The organism is Williamsia sp. DF01-3 (assembly GCF_023051145.1).
In the GTDB taxonomy this organism is placed as follows: Bacteria; Actinomycetota; Actinomycetes; order Mycobacteriales; family Mycobacteriaceae; genus Williamsia.
Genome location: NZ_JALKFS010000005.1, coordinates 4,359,870 through 4,382,694, shown reverse-complemented (window position 1 = coordinate 4,382,694; position 22,825 = coordinate 4,359,870). Strand labels below are relative to the sequence as shown.

The 22,825-nt window shown below is 65.8% G+C and carries 19 protein-coding genes; 15 read left to right on the top strand and 4 right to left on the bottom strand.

What is annotated here, in order from left to right; genetic code table 11:
* Positions 1 to 41: 41 nt before the first annotated feature.
* The 11 genes from MVA47_RS22650 to MVA47_RS22600 all read left to right on the top strand — a co-directional run bounded on the left by MVA47_RS22650 (position 42) and on the right by MVA47_RS22600 (position 11,499).
* Entirely contained in the window at positions 42 to 806 is a 765-nt protein-coding gene (locus MVA47_RS22650; RefSeq protein ID WP_247211021.1) for a TIGR03084 family metal-binding protein, read from the top strand.
* Positions 803 to 2,512: an acyclic terpene utilization AtuA family protein gene (locus MVA47_RS22645; protein ID WP_247209956.1), complete on the top strand. Its 1,710-nt coding sequence runs from the start codon at positions 803 to 805 to the stop codon at positions 2,510 to 2,512. Before MVA47_RS22650 ends, MVA47_RS22645 begins: the two co-directional genes overlap by 4 nt.
* A complete protein-coding gene (locus MVA47_RS22640; RefSeq protein ID WP_247209955.1) occupies positions 2,509 to 3,672 on the top strand; it encodes an acyl-CoA dehydrogenase family protein in 1,164 nt (387 codons plus the stop codon). The genes MVA47_RS22645 and MVA47_RS22640 overlap by 4 nt, the downstream gene beginning before the upstream one ends.
* A gap of 32 nt (positions 3,673 to 3,704) precedes the next feature.
* Complete coding sequence (locus MVA47_RS22635) at positions 3,705 to 5,240, top strand: acyl-CoA carboxylase subunit beta (protein ID WP_374474450.1); 1,536 nt, start codon at positions 3,705 to 3,707, stop codon at positions 5,238 to 5,240.
* A gap of 8 nt (positions 5,241 to 5,248) precedes the next feature.
* A complete protein-coding gene (locus MVA47_RS22630) occupies positions 5,249 to 7,243 on the top strand; it encodes a biotin carboxylase N-terminal domain-containing protein (RefSeq protein ID WP_247209953.1) in 1,995 nt (664 codons plus the stop codon).
* Positions 7,240 to 8,397, top strand: coding sequence for an acyl-CoA dehydrogenase family protein (locus MVA47_RS22625; RefSeq protein ID WP_247209952.1), 1,158 nt, complete (start codon positions 7,240 to 7,242; stop codon positions 8,395 to 8,397). Before MVA47_RS22630 ends, MVA47_RS22625 begins: the two co-directional genes overlap by 4 nt.
* A 20-nt stretch (positions 8,398 to 8,417) precedes the next feature.
* On the top strand, positions 8,418 to 9,179 hold the full coding sequence (locus tag MVA47_RS22620; RefSeq protein ID WP_247209951.1) for an enoyl-CoA hydratase family protein: 762 nt from the start codon (positions 8,418 to 8,420) through the stop codon (positions 9,177 to 9,179).
* The gene (locus MVA47_RS22615) at positions 9,176 to 9,778 is read left to right on the top strand and encodes a TetR/AcrR family transcriptional regulator (RefSeq protein WP_247209950.1); all 603 of its coding nucleotides are present in this window, start codon (positions 9,176 to 9,178) and stop codon (positions 9,776 to 9,778) included. Before MVA47_RS22620 ends, MVA47_RS22615 begins: the two co-directional genes overlap by 4 nt.
* An 81-nt stretch (positions 9,779 to 9,859) precedes the next feature.
* A complete protein-coding gene (locus tag MVA47_RS22610) occupies positions 9,860 to 10,318 on the top strand; it encodes an ATPase (protein ID WP_247209949.1) in 459 nt (152 codons plus the stop codon).
* On the top strand, positions 10,305 to 10,637 hold the full coding sequence (locus MVA47_RS22605; RefSeq protein WP_116917487.1) for a metalloregulator ArsR/SmtB family transcription factor: 333 nt from the start codon (positions 10,305 to 10,307) through the stop codon (positions 10,635 to 10,637). Before MVA47_RS22610 ends, MVA47_RS22605 begins: the two co-directional genes overlap by 14 nt.
* A gap of 46 nt (positions 10,638 to 10,683) precedes the next feature.
* Positions 10,684 to 11,499: a crotonase/enoyl-CoA hydratase family protein gene (locus MVA47_RS22600; RefSeq protein WP_247209948.1), complete on the top strand. Its 816-nt coding sequence runs from the start codon at positions 10,684 to 10,686 to the stop codon at positions 11,497 to 11,499.
* 64 nt (positions 11,500 to 11,563) lie between these two features.
* On the opposite strand, the gene MVA47_RS22595 is transcribed toward MVA47_RS22600, so the two are convergent.
* From MVA47_RS22595 to MVA47_RS22580, 4 genes are all read right to left on the bottom strand, one after another.
* Positions 11,564 to 12,676: an NDMA-dependent alcohol dehydrogenase gene (locus MVA47_RS22595; RefSeq protein ID WP_247209947.1), complete on the bottom strand. Its 1,113-nt coding sequence runs from the start codon at positions 12,674 to 12,676 to the stop codon at positions 11,564 to 11,566.
* 44 nt (positions 12,677 to 12,720) lie between these two features.
* Positions 12,721 to 14,217 (bottom strand): aldehyde dehydrogenase family protein, encoded by a 1,497-nt coding sequence (locus MVA47_RS22590; RefSeq protein ID WP_247209946.1) that lies wholly within the window; start codon positions 14,215 to 14,217, stop codon positions 12,721 to 12,723.
* A 152-nt stretch (positions 14,218 to 14,369) separates the two neighbouring features.
* On the bottom strand, positions 14,370 to 16,019 hold the full coding sequence (locus MVA47_RS22585) for a sigma-54-dependent Fis family transcriptional regulator (protein ID WP_247209945.1): 1,650 nt from the start codon (positions 16,017 to 16,019) through the stop codon (positions 14,370 to 14,372).
* A gap of 94 nt (positions 16,020 to 16,113) precedes the next feature.
* On the bottom strand, positions 16,114 to 17,574 hold the full coding sequence (locus tag MVA47_RS22580; protein WP_247209944.1) for a GDSL-type esterase/lipase family protein: 1,461 nt from the start codon (positions 17,572 to 17,574) through the stop codon (positions 16,114 to 16,116).
* Positions 17,575 to 17,713: 139 nt separating this feature from the next.
* Between MVA47_RS22580 and MVA47_RS22575 the strand changes: the two genes are divergently transcribed.
* The 4 genes from MVA47_RS22575 to fusA all read left to right on the top strand — a co-directional run bounded on the left by MVA47_RS22575 (position 17,714) and on the right by fusA (position 22,749).
* Positions 17,714 to 19,402, top strand: coding sequence for a SulP family inorganic anion transporter (locus MVA47_RS22575; RefSeq protein WP_247209943.1), 1,689 nt, complete (start codon positions 17,714 to 17,716; stop codon positions 19,400 to 19,402).
* 328 nt (positions 19,403 to 19,730) lie between these two features.
* Positions 19,731 to 20,105 carry a 30S ribosomal protein S12 gene (gene rpsL / locus MVA47_RS22570; RefSeq protein WP_023956148.1) on the top strand — a complete coding sequence of 125 codons (375 nt, stop codon included), beginning with the start codon at positions 19,731 to 19,733 and terminating at the stop codon, positions 20,103 to 20,105.
* Positions 20,105 to 20,575, top strand: a complete 471-nt coding sequence (gene rpsG, locus MVA47_RS22565; RefSeq protein ID WP_023956146.1) for a 30S ribosomal protein S7 — start codon at positions 20,105 to 20,107, stop codon at positions 20,573 to 20,575. The genes rpsL and rpsG overlap by 1 nt, the downstream gene beginning before the upstream one ends.
* A 68-nt stretch (positions 20,576 to 20,643) precedes the next feature.
* Positions 20,644 to 22,749, top strand: coding sequence for an elongation factor G (fusA, locus tag MVA47_RS22560; RefSeq protein WP_023956144.1), 2,106 nt, complete (start codon positions 20,644 to 20,646; stop codon positions 22,747 to 22,749).
* Positions 22,750 to 22,825 lie beyond the last annotated feature (76 nt).

The following is a 22,825-nucleotide window of genomic DNA, read 5'->3' as shown; positions in this document are numbered from 1 at the left end:
CTTTAGCTCCCGGGTCGTGTGATGCTGGCCCGGTGAGCATCGTGGCCGAGTTGGTGGCAGACCTGTCCGCCGAGATCGACGTCGTCGACAGCATGGTTGCAGATCTACCCGAATCAGGTTGGTTGGCAAGCACTCCCGCTGTCGGGTGGAGGGTCATCGACCAGGTGGCGCACCTGTCGTGGACCGACGAGCAGGCACGCGTCGCGGCCACGGATGCCGCAGCGTTCGACGAGATCCTCAAGACGGCATGGGAGAACCCCACCACGTTCGTCGATGACGGGGCTCGTGAAGAAGCGGCAAAGCCGCCCGCGCAACTCCTTGCCGAATGGCGTGCGCGCCGACGTGCTCTGATGGACGCGCTCTTGTCCCACCCGCCCGGCGAGAAGCTGCCGTGGTTCGGACCGCCCATGTCGGCGGCATCGATGGCCACGGCCCGGCTCATGGAGGTGTGGGCTCACGGCCTCGACATCGCCGACTCGCTGGGAATCTCCAATGAACCGACCGCTCGACTGAAGTCGATTGCACACTTGGGGGTCAGAACCCGTGATTTTGCGTATCAGGTGAACCAGATGATCCCTCCCGCCGAGGAATTCCGGTATGAGCTCACGGCTCCCGACGGTTCGGTGTGGACGTGGGGGCCAGAGGGGGCTGCGCAAAAGGTGTCCGGTTCGGCTCTCGACTTCTGCCTCTTGGTGACCCAACGCCGGAACCCGGCGGATGTCGGCATCCGCACCGAGGGTGACGATGCGGCCCGATGGGTGACCATCGCGCAGTGCTTCGCGGGTCCTCCTGGAGGCGGCCGATGAGCGCGGTACGCATCGGCAACGCGTCAGGTTTCTACGGTGACCGCTTCGCCGCGATGCAGGAGATGCTGACCGGCGGTGAACTCGACTACCTGACCGGCGACTACCTTGCCGAGCTGACCATGCTCATCCTCGGACGTGACCGACTCAAGGACTCCACGCTCGGCTACGCGAAAACCTTTCTGCGACAGATGGAGACAAATCTCGGCACGGCGATGGATCGCGGTGTCAAGATCGTCAGCAACGCAGGCGGTGTGAACCCGGCAGGCCTGGCCGAGGCGTTGACCCGGCTGGCCGGCGAACTCGGCCTCTCACCCTCGATCGCCTACGTCGACGGCGACGACCTCACCGCGAGTGCCGCCGATCTAGGGCTGGGAACGCCACTGACAGCAAACGCGTACCTCGGTGGCTTCGGCATCGCCGCCGCCCTGCAAGCCGGCGCCGACATCGTGGTGACCGGTCGTGTCACCGACGCGTCACTGGCCGTGGGTCCCGCCATCGCCCACTTCGGTTGGGAGCCGGACCATCTCGATCAGATCGCCGGTGCCATGGTCGCCGGCCACATCATCGAATGCGGCACCCAGGCAACCGGCGGCAACTATGCGTTCTTCACCGAGATCGCAGACCTGCGTCACCCGGGATTCCCGATCGCCGAGGTCGAGGCCGACGGGTCGTCGGTGATCACCAAACATGCTGGAACGGGCGGAGCCGTCACGGTCGGAACCGTCACAGCTCAGTTGCTGTACGAGGTAGGCGGGCCGCGCTACCTCGGGCCCGATGCAACCACCCGTCTCGACACCATCGAACTCGAGGATCTCGGCGACGACCGCGTGCGGGTGACCGGTGTGCGAGGTGAGGCACCACCGGACACCCTGAAGGTGTCGCTGAACCACCTGGCCGGATTCCGTAACGAGATCACCATGATCCTCACGGGTCTGGACATCGAGGCGAAGGCCGAACTGGTGCGGACGCAGTTCGAGTCCGAGCTCCACCACGCACCGGCCGACCTCACCTGGACCCTCACCCGCCTCGATCACACCGACGCACCGACGCAACAACAGGCGAGTGCAGTGCTCCAGTGCGTCGCCAAGGACACTGACCCGAAGGTCGTCGGGCGCCAGTTCTCCTCGGCTGCGGTCGAATTGGCGCTGGCCAGTTACCCGGGTTTCACGATGACCGCCCCGCCGGGGCCAGGCTCACCGTTTGCGGTGTTCGAGCCCGGATATGTACCGGCACACAGCGTTCCTCACCGTGTGCATCTCGCGGACGGCACGACGCTCGACATCGATGCCAGCCCGGTGGCGACCTCGGCTCCGGCTGCCGACACCTTCTCGCCGGACGAGCCGGCCGATCCCGCCCGCTGGGGCCTCACCCGACGGGCGCCGCTGGGTGACATCGCCGGCGCGCGCAGTGGGGACAAGGGTGGAAGCGCCAATGTCGGTGTGTGGGTGCGCAACCCGGACCACTTCGAGTGGCTGGTGGCAACCCTCACGAGCGATCGGTTCACAGCCTTGATCCCCGAAGCCGCCGAACTGACGGTCCATCGCCACGTCTTCCCGAACCTGCTGGCGATCAACTTCGTGATCGAGGGCATCCTCGGTCGCGGTGTCGCGGACAACGTCCGGTTCGACCCTCAGGCCAAAGGCCTGGGGGAATGGCTGAGATCACGACACATCGACATCCCCATCGAATTCGGAGAACTGACGTGAGAACACTCGAGACCCCGGCGTGGAGAACTGACGAGCGGGCGCAATTGCGCAGTACCGTCAAGGCTTTCGCGCAGCGACACATCCTGCCGCACCAGGACGAGTGGGAGCGCCTCGGCGAGCTGCCGCTGGACCTGCACAAGCAGGCCGCGGAGGTGGGACTCCTCGGATTGGGCTTTCCCGAAGAAGTCGGCGGCTCGGGTGGAGACCTGATCGACGCCACGATCCTGGGCGAGGAATTGCACTACGCGGGGGTGTCCGGAGGGGTGTTCTCGTCGCTGCTCACCTGCGGGATCGCGCTACCGCATCTGATCGCGGCACGAGAGGCCGAGCAAATCGAGAAGTGGGTCCGGCCCACGTTGGCCGGAGAGAAGATCGGCAGTCTCGCCATCACCGAACCCGGAGGTGGCAGCGATGTCGGCCACCTGACCACCGCTGCGGTTCGCGACGGTGATCACTACATCGTCAACGGCGCCAAGACCTACATCACCTCAGGTGTACGTGCGGACTTCGTCGTCACCGCGGTACGCACCGGCGGGCCGGGCGCAGGTGGCGTCTCCCTGCTGGTGGTCGAGCGCGGCACCCCCGGCTTCACCGTCACCCGCAAGCTCGACAAGATGGGTTGGCGCGCATCGGATACCGCTGAGCTGTCGTACGTGGACGTCCGCGTGCCCGTCACCAACCTCGTCGGTGCGGAGAACTCCGGGTTCGTGCAGATCGCGCAAGCCTTTGTGACCGAACGGGTCGGCCTGGCCGTTCAGGCCTACGCCAGCGCCCAACGGTGTCTCGACCTCACCCTGGAGTGGATCCGTGAGCGGCACACGTTCGGCAAACCGCTGATCGCCCGGCAGTCGGTGCAGGAGACGGTCACCGAGATGGCCCGCAAGATCGATGTGGTCCGCACCTACACCCACGCCATCGTGGACGCCGCGGCCGCCGGCGAGACCGATCTGATCGCCGAGGTCTGTTTCGCGAAGAACAGCGCGGTCGAGGCCGGGGAGTGGGTGGCCGACAAGGCAGTGCAGCTGTTCGGTGGGGCGGGGTACATGACCGGCACCGAGGTCGAACGCCAGTATCGCGACATGCGAATCATCGGCATCGGCGGCGGAACAACCGAAATCCTCACCGGCCTGGCCGGAAAACGATTGGGGTACCACCCATGAGCGCGCCCGAGATCGACGACGCCACCACTTCGATGCTCGGCAAGATCGCCGAGATCGAGGAACTGTTCGCTCAGGCTGCGGCCGGTGGCGGCGAGAAGAAGGTGGCCCGCCACCGCGAACGCGGCAAGCTGCTTGCCCGCGAACGCATCGAATTGCTGGTGGATGAGGACAGTCCGTTCCTGGAACTCTCGCCCATCGCCGCGTACGGATCCGACTTCCCTGTGGGGGCCTCGATCGTCACCGGCATCGGTGTGATCGAAGGGGTCGAATGTGTACTCGTGGCCAACGACCCGACCGTGCGTGGCGGCACCTCCAATCCCTGGACCCTCCGTAAGGGCCTGCGCGCCAATCAGATCGCGCTGGAGAATCGTCTCCCACTGATCAACCTCGTGGAATCCGGGGGAGCGGACCTGCCCACGCAGAAAGAGGTGTTCATCCCCGGCGGCGCGATGTTCCGGGACCTCACCAGGCTGTCTGCGGCCGGGATACCCACGCTGTCACTGGTCTTCGGCAACTCGACCGCCGGTGGCGCCTACCTGCCGGGCATGTCCGACCACACCGTGATGATCGAAGGCCAGTCCAAGGTGTTCCTCGGCGGACCGCCGCTGGTGAAGATGGCCACCGGTGAGGTCAGCGACGACGAGTCCCTCGGTGGCGCCCAGATGCACGCGCGTACGTCCGGGCTCGCCGACTACTACGCCACCGACGAACGCGACGCCATCCGGATCGGTCGCCGGATCGTGGCCCGGCTCAACTGGCGTAAGCGCGGCCCGGGCCCGGTGGCAGCGAGTATCGAACCGCGCCATCCCGGATCGGATCTGCTCGGGATCGTGCCGGGAGACCTGAGGATCCCGTTCGATCCCCGCGACGTCATCACCCGCATCGTCGACGACAGCGTGTTCGACGAGTTCAAACCCGAGTACGGATCGTCGCTGTGCACGGGATGGGCGCGCATCCACGGCTATCCGATCGGGATCCTGGCGAATGCTCAAGGCGTGCTGTTCAGCGCCGAGGCGCAGAAGGCAACCCAGTTCATCCAACTCGCGAACCGCTCGGACACCCCTTTGCTGTTCTTGCACAACACCACCGGATACATGGTGGGTCAAGAATACGAGCGGGGCGGCATCATCAAACACGGCTCGATGATGATCAATGCGGTATCGAACTCCACCGTCCCGCACATCTCGCTGCTGATCGGCGCGAGCTACGGAGCAGGCCACTACGGCATGTGCGGGCGGGCGTACAACCCCCGCTTCCTGTTCAGCTGGCCCAGTGCGAAGTCGGCGGTGATGGGGGCGGCCCAACTGGCCGGAGTGATCTCGATGGTGTCGCGCGCCGCGACCGAGGCAAGGGGCGGAACGGTCGACGAAGAGGCCGACGCCGGGATGCGGGCGATGATCGAAGCGCAGATCGAGAAAGAATCGATGCCGGCATTCCTCTCGGGAATGCTGTACGACGACGGCATCATCGACCCCCGGGACAGCCGTACGGTTCTCGGGCTCTGCCTCTCGGCGATCGACAACGGGCCGGTGCAAGGCACCAGCAACTTCGGCGTCTTCCGGATGTGATGGGAAACATGCAAACAGTACTGGTGGCCAACCGCGGCGAGATCGCGCGCCGGGTCTTCGCCACATGCCGCCGTCTCGGATTCGGCACCGTCGCGGTGTACTCGGACCCCGACGCCAACGCTCCTCACGTCCGTGAGGCAGATGTGGCAGTTCGGCTGCCGGGCAACACCTCTGCCGACACCTACCTCAAGATCGATGCGGTGATCGCTGCCGCGCGTGCCGCCGGCGCCGATGCGGTGCACCCGGGCTACGGCTTCCTGTCCGAGAACGCCGCCTTCGCCCGAGCGGTGATCGATGCCGGGCTCACCTGGATCGGCCCCGATCCATCGGCGATCGATGCGATGGGTTCGAAGGTGAACGCCAAGGCGATCATGGCCGACGCCGGTGTACCGGTGTTGAGCAACCTGGATCCGGATGCAATTGCGGCCGACGATCTTCCGGTTCTGATCAAGGCATCGGCCGGTGGCGGTGGCCGCGGTATGCGCATAGTTCGCGATCTCGCCGACCTGTCCGCGGAGGTGGAGGCGGCTGCCCGTGAGGCGCAATCGGCTTTCGGAGACGCCACGGTGTTCTGCGAGCCGTACATCGAGCGGGGCCACCACATCGAGGTGCAGGTGCTGGGCGATGCGGCCGGAACCGTGTGGGCGGTGGGCGAGCGGGAGTGCTCGATCCAGCGGCGCCATCAGAAGATCATCGAGGAGGCGCCGTCACCGCTGGTGGAGCGAATCGGCGCCACATTGCGCCGCGAACTCTTCGATGCCGCGGTGGCCGCTGCCTCGGCCATCGGTTACACCGGAGCCGGGACCGTCGAGTTCCTCGCCGACGACAACGGACGGTTCTTCTTCTTGGAGATGAACACCCGGCTGCAGGTCGAACATCCCGTCACAGAGGAGACCAGTGGGCTCGACCTGGTCGCGTGGCAACTGCACATCGCCGAGGGCGCGCATCTGCCACCCGAAGCCCCGGAACCGCAGGGCCATTCGATCGAGGTTCGCCTGTATGCCGAGGATCCCGGCGCCGACTGGCAACCCCAGTCCGGCAGGGTCGATCACGTGCACATCGCGGGCGATGAGGCCTTCCGCCGGCTGGGAGCACCCGGTGTGCGAGTGGACTCGGGCATCGAGGACGGGAGCGAGATCTCGGTGTTCTACGACCCGATGCTCGCAAAGGTGATCAGCTGGGCGCCGGACCGACGCACCGCGATCAACATTCTTGCAGGGGCGCTCGAGTCGGCGGAACTCCACGGTCCACGCACCAACCGCGACATGCTCGTGACGATGCTGCGCCGCAACGAGTTCCGTGATGGCGACACCACCACCAAGTTCATCGACGAGATCGGTCTCGACGTCCTCTCGGCACCTCTGGCCGGTGAGGAGCGACGACGCGAGGCCATCATCGCCGCCGCGCTCGCCGACGCCGCCGACAACCGGAGCCGCGCGGGCGTGGATGCGGGGCTGCCGTCGGGCTGGCGCAACCTGCCGTCGGCGACCCAGACGAAGAACTACACGTTCGGTGAGAACACCGACGAGACGACGGTGCGATACCGGGTGACACGTGACGGTGTGGTGCTCCCGGATGACCCAGCGGTGTCTGTGAAGACGGTGCACAGCAACGCCGTGACCCTCACCGTCGCCGGCGTGGACCGCACCTTCCGGGTACGTCGACGCGACGACGCGCGGTGGGTCGATTTCGCAGGCGGGTCGGTGACGCTGAGCAGGGCACCGCGATTCGTCGATCCCGCCGAGATGAGTGCCCCCGGATCGCTGCTCGCCCCGATGCCGGGGTCGATCATCAGGATCGCCGTCGTGGAAGGTCAGACCGTCACGAAGGGCGAGCCGCTGCTGTGGCTCGAGGCGATGAAGATGGAGCACACCATTTCGGCCTCCGCAGACGGAATCGTGGAGAAGCTGCCCATCGGGGCAGGACAACAGGTGGCCGTGGGCGAAGTGCTCGCCGTCATCTCAGAACATCGGCCGAACGAGATCGAGGGAGAGTCAGCATGAGCTTCGTGGAAACAGATGAGCAGAAGGCGTTACGCAGTTCGGTGGCCGGTCTCGGCGGCCGTTTCGGCCACGAGTACTTCCTCGATTGTGCCCGCAGCGGCCGCAAGACGGACGAATTGTGGTCTGAGGCAGGGAAGCTGGGCTTCATCGGTGTCAACCTGCCCGAGGAGTACGGCGGCGGTGGCGCGGGAATGTACGAGCTGTCGATCGTGATGGAAGAACTCGCGGCAATCGGTAGCGGACTGCTGATGATGGTGGTCTCCCCGGCAATCTGCGGAAACGTCATCGCGCGCTTCGGCACCGACGACCAGAAGAAGCAGTGGCTGCCCGGGCTCGCCGACGGGTCGATCACCATGGCTTTCGGTATCACCGAACCCGATGCGGGGTCCAACTCGCACAACATCACCACCACTGCGCGGCGCGACGGTGGCGACTGGTTGCTCTCGGGTCGCAAGATCTATGTGTCCGGCGTGGACCAGGCCCAGGCCGTGCTGATCGTGGCCCGCACCGAGGACGCAAAGACCGGCCGGCTCAAGCCCGCGCTGTTCATCTTGCCCACCGACGCACCGGGTTTCGAGTTCAATCAGATCGAGATGGACCTGATCAATCCCGAGAAGCAGTTCCTGCTGTTCCTCGACGACGTGCGCCTGCCGTCGACCGCGCTGGTCGGTTCCGAGGATGCGGCGCTGAGCCAACTGTTTGCCGGTCTCAACCCCGAGCGCATCATGGCAGCAGCGTCAGCTGTCGGGATGGGACGCTTCGCTCTGGGCCGAGCAGTGGAGTACGTCAACGAGCGGACCGTGTGGAAGACGCCCATCGGCGCCCACCAGGCCATCGCACATCCATTGGCGGTCGGCAAGATCGAGATGGAGCTGGCCAAGCTGATGATGCAGAAGGCCGCAACGTTGTACGACGCCGGTGACGACTGGGGTGCGGCCGAACCGGCGAACATGGCCAAGTATGCGGCGGCCGAGGCATGCGTCAAGATCGTCGACTCCGCCGTACAGTCGCTCGGCGGCAACGGTCTGTCCACCGAGTACGGGCTCGCGCCGCTGCTCAACCTGTGCCGGATCGCCCGCGTGGCACCCGTCAGTCGCGAGATGATCCTGAACTTCGTGGCGCAGAACAGTCTCGGCCTGCCCAAGTCGTACTGAGAGCGAAGCCGAGAACCGATATGGACGTCATCGTCGGATACGCAGCCGAAGCGGGAATCGCGACCATCACACTGGATTCGCCAGGAAACCGCAACGCGATTTCGGGCGCGCTGGTCGAGCAGCTGACCGCACGACTGGACGCCGCCCGCGACGACCAGGCGGTGCGAGCGGTGGTGTTGACACACACCGGCGGGACCTTCTGTGCAGGAGCCGATCTCAGTGAGGCGGGTAGAACCGGGCCAGAGGTGATGATCGATCTCATGCGGTCGATCATCGAGTTGCCCAAGCCGGTGATCGGTCGGATCGATGGCCACGTACGAGCAGGCGGGTTCGGGTTCGTCGGGGCCTGCGATCTCGTGGCGGCGGGCCCGGCGAGCACCTTCGCGTTGACCGAAGCAAGAATCGGCGTTGCGCCATCGATGATCTCGCTCACGGTGCTCCCCAGACTCACGTCGCGGGCGGCCGGCCGGTACTTCCTCACCGGCGAGAAGTTCGACGCTCACGTGGCCGAGGAGATCGGGCTGATCACCACCGCGGCGGCGGACTCCGAGGCGCTGGCCGGCATCGTGGCGAGATGGTGCGCCGATCTGCGCAAGGGTTCTCCGCAGGGTCTCGCCGCGAGCAAGCGGCTGACCACGACGGCGATTCTGCGTGAATTCGACCGCGACGCAGCACGATTGGCAAGTGAATCGGCAGCCCTGTTCGGTTCCGATGAGGCGAGGGCGGGAATGCTCGCATTCCTGAACAAGCAACCGCCTCCGTGGGTGGCCGAGCACCCATGACGCGCGGCCCTGTACGAACTCCCCAGCAGGACCGCAGCCGGGCGACGCGGCAGCGCCTGCTCGACGCGACCATCGACGTCCTTGCCGTCGATGGCTGGGCGGCGTGCAGCGTGGGTGTGGTTGCCGGCCGTGCGGGGGTGTCCCGCGGTGCGGCGCAACATCATTTCCCGACCCGCGAGGACCTCATCACCGCCGCTCTCGAGCATGTCTTCGAGAACCTGACGATGCGTGCCACCGACGAGGCCGAGCGACTCCCACCTGGAGCCGGACGGATCGAGGTCGCCGTCGCCACGGCCGTCGAGTTCTATACCGGTCAGGAGTTCAAGGCGGCGTTACAGGTGTGGTGCGCAGCAGCATCGGACGAATCGCTGCGCCGGTTGATTCTGCCACTCGAGGGTCGGTTCGGAGCCGCGGCCCATTCGATGACGGTGCACATGCTGGGGGTCGACGATTCGGACCCCAAGGTCCATCGGCTGGTGCAGGCAACCCTTGACTTCGCGCGTGGGCTCGGATTGGCCGATACGTTGTCCGACGACTCCGCGCGTCGCAGGCAGGTCGTCGGGGCGTGGGCGGAGCAACTCCGGGTGTCCCTCCGCTGATGTTGTGCAACCGGGAGGTTGCATATCGGAGCCGAGATGTGCAATCCTTGGGTTGCATATCAATCCGACACGGAGGACACCATGACTGAAGACTTCGACCGCATCGAGCGGCAGATCGACATCGACGCACCGGCGGATCGGGTGTGGTCGCTGATCAGTGAGCCCGGTTGGTACATCAACGATTCCGAGATCACCCCCCACCGGATCGAGCGGTCCGGTGATGTCGACATCGTGCATGATCCGGTGCACGGCGCTTTTGCCCTTCGCACCGTCACGCTGGACCCGCCGAAGTACGCTGCTTTCCGCTGGATCGCCGATGTGGACGACACCGCAGGCGCCTCGACGTTGGTCGAGTTCTGGATCGACGAGATGTCCTCGGGGTCAGTGGTCCTCAGGGTTGCCGAGAGCGGGTTCGCGTCTCTGCCCGGGGACGCCGCCGAACGGCGCAAGAAGTTCGACGACAACACCGAGGGATGGACCCAGGAACTGGGCATCGCCAAGCGGCATCTCGAACTTGCTCAGGTCGATGTCCGGAGCTGACACCGAACTGCCGGCAGTCTTCGCCGCGCTCGCCGACGACACCCGCTGGGGGCTGCTCGTCAGGCTGGGCAGGTCCCCGGCGTCCGCGTCGGCGCTCGCGGCGGAGTTCCCGGTCTCGCGACAGGCCATCGCCAAGCATCTGGCGATCTTGGAGGAAACCGGCCTGGTCTCGTCGTCGAAGTCCGGCCGCGAGGTGAGGTTCACCGCGGTGGGCGCCCGGCTCAGCCGGATCGGCCGCGAACTGGATGGCATCGCCGCCGGCTGGGATCGTCGTCTCGCCGACATCAAGACGCGTGCCGAGGCCGATCCGAACACCTAGGTCCATCTTCTTCCGCTGCCGGCAGGCCACCTGATATGAATCGGTGATGACTGACACGAGCGGGGACGCAGCAGGACGGCAGCGGGTGACCTGCGAGGTCGCCGATGGGGTCGCGCAGGTGCGGCTCAATCGGCCGGACAAGATGAACGCCCTCGATCCGGCGATGTTCGAGGCGCTCGTCGACGTCGGGTCAGCTCTCATCGATCGCACCGATGTCTCCGCGGTGGTGATGGCCGGTGAAGGCCGGGCGTTCTGTGCCGGTCTCGACATGGGGCAGTTCGAACTGATGCAAGGTGGGGCTGCCGACGTCGTGGCCGACCGCGAACGTCTGGGCGCGGCAACGGCTCTGGGTCAACAAGCCGTGCACGTGTGGTCGCTGGTGCCCGTACCCGTCATCGCCGCCCTCCACGGCGTCGCGTTCGGTGGGGGATTGCAGGTGGCGCTCGGCGCAGACGTCCGGATCGCCGCGCCCGACACCACACTGTCGGTGATGGAGATCGTCTGGGGGCTGATCCCGGACATGACCGGCACGCAGATACTGCCCGAGCTCGTCGGCCGCGACGTCGCCAAGGAGCTGGTGTTCACCGGTCGTAGATTCAGTGGAAGCGATGCCGCCGCACTGGGTCTGGTGACCCGCACCGACGACGAACCGCTGTCGGCGGCCACGGCGCTGGCCATCGAGGTCGCGGGCAACTCCCGGGGCGCACTGGTCGAGGCCAAGGCTCTGCTGGAACTGGCCGGGCGAGTGGACCTCGCCGCAGGATTCGACGCCGAGCAGGTCGCCATCCGGAAGCTGATCGGCTCACCCGAGCAGATCGAGGTCGTCCGCAGACGCACCGAGGAAATGGCACGCCGACGCTGATGCACGATATACGGCAAAGGCCCGCACCCCTGGCGAGACGGGTACGGGCCTTCGTCGGGAGTCGTTACGCCGCGTGGTGGATGACCCCGCGGATGTTCTTCCCGTCGCGAAGATCCTGGTAGCCCTGATTGACCTGTTCGAGTGAGTAGGTCTGCGTGATCAGCTCATCCAGTTTCAACTGGCCGGCGTCGTACAGCCGCAGGAGTTTGACGATGTCGTACTGCGGATTCATCGATCCGAAGAGCGACCCCTTGATCGTCTTCTGGTTCAGGGTCAGGTCGGTGCCCGACACCTGCACCGTCAACTTCGTCGGGTCGGCCAGGCCGGTGATCACCACTGTGCCGCCCTTGCCGATCACTGCGGTCGCGGCCGACACCACGTCCTGGTCGACGGTGCCGACCAGGATCAGGGCCGCGTCCGCGCCTTGGCCCCAGGTGAGTTCATCGACCTTCTCAGCGGCACTGGCCGCATCGGCGAATGCGTGTGTGGCACCGAACTTCAGCGCGGTCTCGCGCTTGAGCGGCACGGGGTCGACCACCACCACGTACTTGCAGCCGGCGCCCACCGCACCCTGTACGGCGTTGATGCCCAGCCCCCCGATGCCGTAGATCACCGCCGTGTCTCCGTTGCGGAGGTTGCCGGCATTGACCGCCGTTCCCCAGCCGGACGGCACACCGCAGCCGACCAGGACGGCGGTCTCCAGCGGTAGCCAATCGTCGACCTTCACAACCGAGTGCTGTGAGATGGTGGCGCGTTCGGCGAACGTACCGAGCATGCACATGGCGCCGAAGTCTTTTCCGTCCCCGTGGAATCGGAAGGAACCGTCGGGCATCGAGCCCTCCAGGATGGTGGCGCCCATGTCGCAGAGGTTCTGCCGACCGGTCGAGCAGTAGCGGCAGGTACCGCAGTTGGGGATGAAGCTGCACACCACGTGGTCGCCGGGCTTTACCTTGGTGACGCCGGGTCCCACCTCCTCGATGATGCCTGACCCTTCGTGTCCGCCGACGATCGGATAGCGGGGCGGTAGGTCGCCGTCGGTCAGGTGCAGGTCGGAATGACAGAGTCCGGCGGCGGTGTACTTGATGAGCACCTCGCCGGGGCCCGGCCCGTCGAGTTCGAGTTCCATGATCTCGAACGGTTTGCCGGCCTCGAGTAGCACTGCGGCTTTGGTTTTCATGATGGTCCTTTCGATGATGTGAAGGGGGATATCGAGAAGTCTTGTCAGAGAGCGATGTTCACCGATTTGGTCTCGGTGTAGAGATCGATCGCCGAGTTGCCCAGTTCGCGGCCCCAGCCGGACTGTTTGTAGCCACCGAACGGCATCGCGGTGTCGAATCCGTTGTACTGGTTGACCCAGACCGAACCGGCCTTGATGCGCCTGGCTGTCTTGTGTGCCTTGGACAGGTCTCGGGTCCAGATGCCGGCGGCGAGTCCGTAGATCGAGTTGTTCGCTGCAGCGACCACGTCATCGCCGTCGAAGGGCATCGCGGCCACCACGGGGCCGAAGATCTCTTCCTCGACGATCGAGAAACTCGGCTCGACGTCCACGAAGACGGTGGGTTCGATGAAGTATCCTTCGGTGCCCCAGCGTTTTCCGCCGGTCAGCGCCCGTGCTCCGTCGGCAAGGCCCTGAGCGAGATAGCCACTGACCTTGTCGAACTGCTCCTGCGAGATGAGCGGGCCGAGTTCGGTGGTGGGATCGAGGCCAGGCCCGATCTTGGCCTTCGATGCGGCCTCTGCGACGGCAGCGGTGAAGTCGTCGAAGATCGGGCGCTCGACGAAGAGCCGCGTGCCCGCGACGCAGCACTGGCCGTGGTTGAACATCCATGCGGCGACCGAACCGGCCACGGCCTGCTCGAAGTCGGCGTCGGCGAACACGATGTTCGGGCTCTTGCCACCCAGTTCGAGGGAGACCTTCTTGAGATTGCCCTGCGCGGCCGCGACGATCTTCTTGCCGACCTCGGTGGACCCGGTGAACGCGATCTTGTCCACGTCCGGATGTGCCGTCAGGGCGGCGCCCGCATCACCGAAACCGGTGACGATGTTGACGACCCCGGGAGGAAATCCTGCCTCCTCGAAGATCTCGCCCAAAAGCAATGCGGTCAAGGGGGTTTGCTCGGCAGGTTTGAGCACCACGGTGTTGCCGGCCGCCAGCGCGGGGGCCAACTTGAACGACGCCATCAGGAGTGGGAAGTTCCACGGAACGATGAGGCCACATACCCCGACAGGGTCGCGCAGGGTGTAGGCGTGGAACTCGCCGCCCGGGACAAAGGGCATCGACACGTTGACCGTGGATCCGAAGATCTTGGTGCACAGCCCCGCGTTGTATCGGAAGATGTCGGCCGACCACGCCGTGTCGACAGCCGCGGCGATACCCGCCGACTTGCCGTTGTCGAGGGCTTCGAGCTGGCCGAACTCCTCCGCGCGTTCGGTGAGCAGATCCCCGACCCGCCAGAGCAGACGTTCGCGCTCGTTCGGCTTCATCCGGGCCCATGGTCCGTCGTCGAATGCGCGCCGGGCGGCCCGTACCGCTCGGTCGACGTCGGTGGCGTCGCCGTGGGCGACGTCGGTGATGGGAGCCGTGGTGGCCGGGTCGAAGGTGGTGAAGGTCTTGCCCGATGCGGCACCGGTCCACTCGCCCCCGATCAGCATCGAACGGTCGGCGGAAATGAAACCCCTTACCCGCGACGTCAATTGGGGCTCGGCAATGGCGGTCATACATTCTCCTAGCGTCAGCATGCACAGTCGTTTATGTGACTGCGGTCATAGTGCCAACGAAAGGTCGTGCCCAACTGTCCGGAATCTGTACACCCCGCCGGACGCTGCGGAAGGACTCGAGCGCGTTACTCGTCCTGTCGGTCGAGCGAGCCTCAGTGATCGATGTCGAGTGCGCGAAGCCGGGTGTACAGAGTGCTGCGGCTGATGCCGAGCATCTTGGCCGCGTGGACCTTGTTGCCCTCGCTGGCCTGCATGGCCTCGACGATCGCCTGACGTTCGGCCCGGTCGCGTCCGGACAGCCGGTGCGCGCGCGTGGTGGTCTGATGGTGCGCGGGCAGGTCGGCAACCGTGATCACCCGATCCGCGCGGCGGGCGGCGTTGTCGGCCGCGGTTCGCAGAACCATCGTGAGTTCGGTCAGGTTGCCCGGCCAGTCGGACGAGAGCAGCGCCTCTCCGGCTGCCGCACCGAGCACGGCGCGAGGGGCGATGCGCGACAACACGTTTCCCGCCAGAGCCGGCAGGTCGATCGTGCGATGGCGCAGTGGCGCCAGATCTATCCGGCGCGGACACAGAGCGATGAGGGCGGCGACCGGACCAGGTGACTCGGGCAGCGGGGGAGCGGTCAGTACAACGGGTGGGGTCCCCTCGAGCACCGCCGTCCTGAGCGCGGACAGGCTCAGCGGATCAAGCAGATGCACGTTCTCGATGAGCAGGGTGGACTCGTCGGTGCCGGTGAGATGGCCGATCAGTCCGCCACCGCCCGAGCCGGTCACCAGGGCCGCGGCGTCTACGGCACGGACCGGTCGATCGCCGAGCAGTTCAGCCGCGGTGCTGGTCCGTCCACTACCCGGTTCCCCGGTGATGGCAGTGTTCTCCCACACGCTGCGAGGTCGGTCTGTCCGCAAGCCCGCGCCGGTCTGCGAGCGCGGCTTGCGGGCAATCGGCACGTGGGGCAGATCGAGAGGCCGCACCCGGAAAAGCGCGCCGCCGGCGCTGCCGGACACCCGCCGACCGACGACCTCCACGACGTTGCCCGACACCAGTGCGAGTTGCGTTCGGCGCTCGTCTGCACCCAGATCGGCGGCCAGTGCGCGAAGGGTTCCGAAATCCGCGGAGGCGAGGATGTCGGCGGCAAGGGCATTGGTCAGCAACAGATCGTCACCGACCGCGACGACGGCAACATCGCGCCGGGGCGCGACACGCTGAAACGCCTCCACCACCGCCGTCTGCCGCGCCCTCGACCCCTCGAGGAGACGCTGCTCGATATCGCCCGCGATCCGGTCGACGAATGGCGCGAACAGCGGATTGACGGTCGGTTCGAGGTTGCTCATGCAGACGATCCCCTCCAGCCGACGAGAGACGGGATGGAGGATGGGCCGCCCATAACAACTGATGGTGCGGAACTGCTCGAGGAAGTGTTCGGCGGCATTGATGACGATGCCGTCCCGGATCTCGAGCGGGGTACCGAGCGCGGTGGTGCCCATCGTGTCCTCGCTGAACTCGGCGCCGTAGACCGCGCCCACCGATTCCAGTGCCTGCTCGACCTGGACCCCACCGAACGTGCGGGACACGAGCCGGGCGTCGGAATCCACCAGCAGCAGAGCCGTGTTGGACTCGGCCAATTGATGTGCGATGGCGTCGATGACCGGTCCGGCGGCGCGCAGCAACGGGTGCTCGGTCGATGAGATGTCCACAGGCCGCACGTCCGGCGAATCGCCTGGCTTCAACCCACCCAGCAGCGATCGCTGCCACGACTGGGCGATGTCGGGGCGATTCGGCTGGGTGTGCGATCGGCTGTTCATCTGCACCCGCGACGCTACCCCCGCGGTAGGCGAGAGCACTGCGGAATCGGGCGCCCCGACGGTCGATGTCCCTGTGGCATCGATCGCCGGTAGCTCAGGACCATGCCACCGAACCCCAGGCCGAATCAGAAGAACCGGACGATCCTGATCCACAGTTGTCGGCCAGCTGACCCAATGCGACAGTGTCGGCCAACTTCTGGTAGCCGGGGGCGCTGAGGTGGAGATGATCGCCGTCGTCGTAGGCAGGAAGGAGAACAGAAGGGTTCGCCGGGTCGGCGACGGCGTTGTCGAAGTCCACGACACCGTCCGCGGGACTGCTGGTGCGGATCCACTCGTTGACCTGGTTGCGCAGATCGTTGGTTGCACTCGTGCCGTAATTGCCCTGCCCGGTATGGCCCCCGGCAGGGGTGATGGTGCCCTGCAGGACGCGGATTCCGCGCTGGTGCAGCGTGTCGATGATCGTCTGATAGTTCTGCGTCAGCTGATCGACGGTCACACCGGGAGCCTGGCCCAGATCGTTGATGCCTTCGAACAGGACAACGGTGCGCACGTTGGGAACCGACAGCACGTCTCGGTCCAGTCGAGTCAATGCCGAATCCCCACGAGAGGTGTTGATGAGTCCTGACTGCCCCTCGGCCGCATCGAAACCAACCCTGTTGCCCGATATCCCGGCGTTGACAACCGTCAGCGGAAGTCCCTGCTCGTTGATCCGGCGGGCCAGGCGGTCGGGCCATCGGACGTTCTCGTCGAGGCCGGCAGGCAGTTCGGGAGACGGGCCGGTCGGGTTGGGTGCGCCCGTCTGATAGCCATCGGTCAGGGAATCCCCTAGTGTGACAACCGCTCCCGTTCCGGGGGCCAGTGTGTCCATCCCGGTCACGAAGAGCCGCGACGTCGTGGTGGTGCCGAACGCGGCGCCACTGGTGTCGAGTGTCTTGTCGCCGGCTCCGGTGGCCGTGAGGTACGAGCGCTGACGCGCCACCCAGTGCCGGGTTGCCGACGCCACGTCGTCAGGGGTGAAGGTACTGATCGACAGTGCTTCGAAAGCCTGGAACGCGTACGGCATGGGGTCACTGACCACCTCGCCTCCGGCAGGCACCGTCACCGTCGGCTGTCCACCGAACAAGAGCGGCACGGGATCGGACACGCCTGCGCCGGTGGCCTGTTTCCCCACACTCACCGATGTGAATGTCACCGGCGCCTCGCCGTACTCGTTCGACAGGTCCACGCGGAGAACCTCGCCGGCGCGCGTCGGCACGATGACAGACCGGACCGTCGAATTGTCGACCTCGGGATTGGGCACGAGACTGGGGTCGACTGGCGGGAAGTAGGGACTCGGAGGCCCATCCGGGGACAGTGCCCCATCGCTTGCCGGCGCGCTCCAGGCCCCCACCCACGGACCGGAAGCCGGGCAGACGATCGGTGTGGGCGCCGCTGCCGCCGGGCCGGACGGGGCGACGACCAAGCCCGCACCGACGGTGAGAGCAACGAGGAACGGGCCGGAGCAGCGTCGTGCGGTGCGCGTCATCGGCGACAGCGCCCGCTCAAATGGTGACATTTGCTAACAGTAAGGCCGGGCGTCGGCAGGCGGGCGACGAACAGCGTTGACCGATCAGGGGCCGGCGCAGGCGAATAGACTCGCCGGAACCGAGAACTGGTCTGCAGCACCGGCCCGAGATGGAGTCGTGGGAACCGCCTTGACGGATGTATTCGCCCGCTTGCCCGGGGTCGCCACCGCGCGGCAGTATCGCCGGGAGTGGCTGCGTCCCGACATCACCGCGGGCCTGGTCTTGACCGCGCTGCTCATCCCGGCCGGGATGGGTTACGCAGAGGCGGCAGGGTTGCCCGCGTACGCCGGCCTGTATGCCACCATCGTCCCGCTCCTGGCGTATGCGGTGGTGGGTCCGTCGAAAATCCTTGTCCTCGGGCCGGATTCGTCGCTTGCGCCCCTGATCGCCGCGGCGGTGGCGCCATTGGCGGTGACCGGCGACCCGGAGACCGCGCTCGCCCTCGCCGGAATTCTCGCTGTCCTCGTCGGTCTCATCTTGCTCGTCGCCGGGTTCCTGAGGCTGGGGTTTGTCACCGACCTGCTGTCGAAACCGATCCGGCTCGGATATCTGAACGCGATCGCGCTCATCGTGGTCGTCGGCCAGTTGCCGAAACTGCTCGGCTTCTCCATCGATGCCGACAACCTGATCGAGCAGGGATGGGAGACCGCGCACGCCGCACTCAGCGGCGGCATCGACCTCGCCACCGCCACAATCGGTTTCGGCTCACTGGCGATCATCGTCGCCTTCCGGCTCTGGATGCCCCGCGTGCCAGGGGTTCTCGTGGCCGTTGTGGCAGCGATCATCGTCTCAGCGGCCCTGGGTCTCACCGATGACGTCGGGATGGTCGGCGCGTTGCCCGACGGCATGCCGTTGCCGTCGTTCGGGGGAGTCGACTGGTCGGACGTGGTCGAACTCGTCGGGCCCGCGGCCGGCATCGCGTTGATCGCTTTCGCCGACACCGGTGTCCTCTCTCGCACGTTCGCGGCCCGCCACGGCGAAGAGGTGAACGGGAGCACGGAGATGAAGGCAATCGGCGTGGCCAATATCGCCGGCGGCCTCTTCAGCGGCTTCCCGATCTCGGCGAGTGGGTCACGCACCCCCGTGGCCGAGCAGGCCGGGGCCAAGACTCAACTCGCCGGAGTCGTCGGGGCCCTCGCCGTCCTGGGCTTCGTGCTCGCGGCTCCGGGCGTCACCGCATACCTCCCCGACGCCACGCTCGCCGCCGTGGTGATCGTGGCCGCCACCGCTCTGGTCGACGTGAGCGGCATGGTCCGGATGTTCCGGATGAGCAGGATCGAGTTCGCTCTCGCGGTCGCGGCCTTCGTGGGCGTCGCGCTGGTCGGGGTGCTCGAGGGTGTCCTGGTCGCGATCGGCCTGTCCTTTGTTGCCGTGGTCGCGCGGGCCTGGCAGCCCTACCGCACCGAGCTCGTCCAGGTCGCCGATCGCCCCGGCTTCCACGACATCGCGCGCCACCCGGGCGGTCGCCGCATCCCGGGTCTTGTCTTGGTCCGCTTCGATGCACCGCTGTTCTTCGCGAACGGCGGCATCTTCGACGACTACGTCCGGTCGGTGGTCGCGGCGGCCCACGAGCGGGTCGACTGGGTGATCGTGGCGGCCGAACCGGTGACCGGCATCGACACCACCGCGGTCGACGAACTCATCGACCTCGACACCTATCTGGCGAGCAAGGGCATCCGTCTGGTCTTCGCGGAGATGAAGGGGCCCATGAAAGACAGGCTCATCCGTTTCGGTCTGGGAGACAGATTCGGCCCCGACCGTTTCCATCCCACGATCGAGGCGGCGGTGGACGCGTTCAGGGGTCGCGAGGGCCGTTGAGCGGTTGCGCACGAACAGCCGACAACCTGCGGGATCGCTCCGCTCGGCGGCGGTCCTGGACGATTTTGACCTGCGGTCGCACGGTCGGTAGAGTTGACCGCTGGTGCCCGGCCTCCGCCATATTTCTAGATCGGCCGGGTCCATCTGCGTGCCTTCAACTGCCGCGTCGGGCAATTTCGACACGCCCGACCAAGGGGTAGGGAAGGCCACACCTGACCAGGGCTTTTGCCTCGGTGGGGCGTACTGCGGAAGAACCGATCACATCGGACTTGCCCGGAGCAGAAACCGCAGCAGAGACGAAGAACGCCAAACAAAGGAAGAACTCTCAGTGCCAACTATCAACCAGCTGGTCCGCAAGGGCCGCCATGACAAGCCTGCCAAGCAGAAGACGGCAGCGCTGAAGGGCAGCCCGCAGCGACGCGGCGTGTGCACTCGCGTCTACACAACCACCCCGAAGAAGCCCAACTCGGCGCTCCGGAAGGTGGCTCGTGTTCGTCTCACCAGCTCGGTCGAGGTGACCGCATACATCCCCGGTGAAGGCCACAACCTGCAGGAGCACTCGATGGTGCTCGTTCGCGGTGGTCGTGTGAAGGACCTCCCGGGTGTGCGTTACAAGGTCATCCGCGGCTCGCTCGACACCCAGGGTGTCAAGGCTCGCAAGCAGGGTCGCAGCAAGTACGGCGCGAAGAAGGAGAAGGGCTGATGCCACGTAAAGGACCCGCACCCAAGCGCCCCCTGATCAACGACCCGGTCTACGGCAGCCCCGTCGTGACCCAGCTGGTCAACAAGATCCTGCTGGACGGCAAGAAGTCGACCGCCGAGCGGATCGTGTACCAGGCCCTGGAACAGGCTCGCGAGAAGACCGGCACCGATCCGGTCGTCACCCTCAAGCGCGCGCTGGACAACGTCCGTCCGGCCCTCGAGGTCAAGAGCCGTCGCGTCGGTGGCGCCACCTACCAGGTGCCCATCGAGGTCAAGCCGGGCCGTGCCAACACCCTCGCGCTGCGTTGGCTGGTGACCTTCAGTCGCCAGCGTCGCGAGAAGACGATGGTCGAGCGTCTCGCCAACGAGCTGCTCGACGCCAGCAACGGTCTCGGCGCGGCAGTCAAGCGCCGCGAGGACACCCACAAGATGGCCGAGGCCAACCGGGCGTTCGCGCACTACCGCTGGTGACAAGGGGCCGCCGGCCCTCCAGGCCGGCGGCTACAACAACTTTCAGGCAATACAGAGTGAGGAATTAAGTGGCACAGGAAGTGCTCAGCGACCTCAACAAGGTTCGCAACATCGGCATCATGGCTCACATCGATGCCGGCAAGACCACCACCACCGAGCGAATCCTCTTCTACACCGGCGTCAACTACAAGATCGGCGAGACGCACGACGGCGCCTCGACGACCGACTGGATGGAGCAGGAGAAGGAGCGGGGTATCACTATCACCTCCGCTGCGGTGACCTGTTTCTGGAACAAGAACCAGATCAACATCATCGACACCCCCGGGCACGTCGACTTCACCGTCGAGGTGGAGCGAAGCCTGCGTGTGCTCGACGGTGCGGTAGCGGTGTTTGACGGTAAAGAAGGCGTGGAGCCGCAGTCCGAGCAGGTCTGGCGGCAGGCCGAGAAGTACGAAGTCCCCCGTATCTGCTTCGTCAACAAGATGGACAAGCTGGGCGCCGACTTCTACTTCACGGTGCGCACCATCGAAGAGCGTCTCGGTGCCAAGCCGCTGGTTCTCCAGCTGCCGATCGGTGCCGAGGACGACTTCGACGGTGTCGTGGACCTCATCGAGATGAAGGCGATCACCTGGCGCGGCGTCGTGCCGACCGGTGCCGAGCCGACCATCGAGGAGATCCCGGCCGATCTGCTGGAGAAGGCCAAGGAGTACCGCGAGAAGCTGATGGAGACGGTCGCCGAGACCGACGAAGCTCTGCTCGAGAAGTACTTCGGTGGCGAAGAGCTCAGCATCGCCGAGGTCAAGGCGGCCATCCGCAAGCTCACCGTCACCCGTGAGCTGTACCCGGTGCTGTGTGGCTCGGCGTTCAAGAACAAGGGCGTGCAGCCCATGCTCGACGCGGTCATCGACTACCTGCCCAGCCCGCTCGACGTTCCCTCTGTGGAAGGTCACGCGGTCGGCAACGAAGAAGAGATCCTGTCGCGCAAGCCGTCGTCCGACGAGCCGTTCGCGGCGCTGGCATTCAAGATCGCCTCGCACCCGTTCTTCGGCAAGCTGACGTTCGTGCGTGTGTACTCCGGACACATCACGGCAGGCACCGGCGTGCTCAATGCCACCAAGGGCAAGAAAGAGCGCATCGGCAAGCTGTTCCAGATGCACGCCAACAAGGAAATGCCGGTCGAGGATGCCACGGCAGGCCACATCTACGCGATGATCGGCCTCAAGGACACCACCACCGGTGACACCTTGTGCGACTCGAATGCACCGATCGTCCTGGAATCGATGAGCTTCCCGGACCCGGTCATCAACGTCTCGATCGAGCCGAAGACCAAGTCCGACCAGGAAAAGCTGGGTGTCGCCATCCAGAAGCTGGCGGAAGAGGACCCCACGTTCTCGGTCAAGCTGGACGACGAGACCGGCCAGACCGTCATCGGCGGCATGGGCGAGCTCCACCTCGACATCCTGGTCGACCGCATGAAGCGCGAGTTCAAGGTCGAGGCCAACGTCGGTAAGCCCCAGGTGGCCTACCGAGAGACCATCCGCAAGACGGTCGAGAAGCACGACTACACCCACAAGAAGCAGACCGGTGGCAGTGGCCAGTTCGCAAAGGTCATCGTCAAGCTGGAGCCGTTGGTGGATGCCGAAGACGGCGCCACCTACGAGTTCGTCAATGCCGTGACCGGTGGTCGCGTCCCGCGTGAGTACATCCCCTCAGTGGATGCCGGCGCCCAGGACGCGATGCAGTACGGCGTGCTCGCGGGCTACCCGCTGGTCAACTTGAAGTTCACTCTGCTCGACGGCGCCTACCATGACGTCGACTCGTCGGAGATGGCGTTCAAGATCGCCGGATCGGCTGCGATGAAAGAAGCAGCCAGGATGGCCGGCCCGGTGATCCTGGAACCGTTGATGGCCGTAGAGGTCACGACGCCCGAGGATTACATGGGTGACGTGATCGGCGACCTCAACTCACGCCGTGGTCAAATCCAGGCCATGGAAGAGCGCAGTGGCGCCCGTGTCGTCAAGGCACTGGTTCCGCTGTCGGAGATGTTCGGCTACATCGGAGACCTCCGGTCGAAGACCCAGGGCCGGGCGAACTACTCCATGGTGTTCGACTCGTACGCTGAAGTACCGGCGAACGTGTCGAAGGAGATCATTGCCAAAGCAACGGGTGAGTGATTACTCTCCCGTCGCCTCGGCGATAGCGCCACCGGCGCACAGCAGATAAGAATCGCTTGCCGGCGGGGGGCGTGAG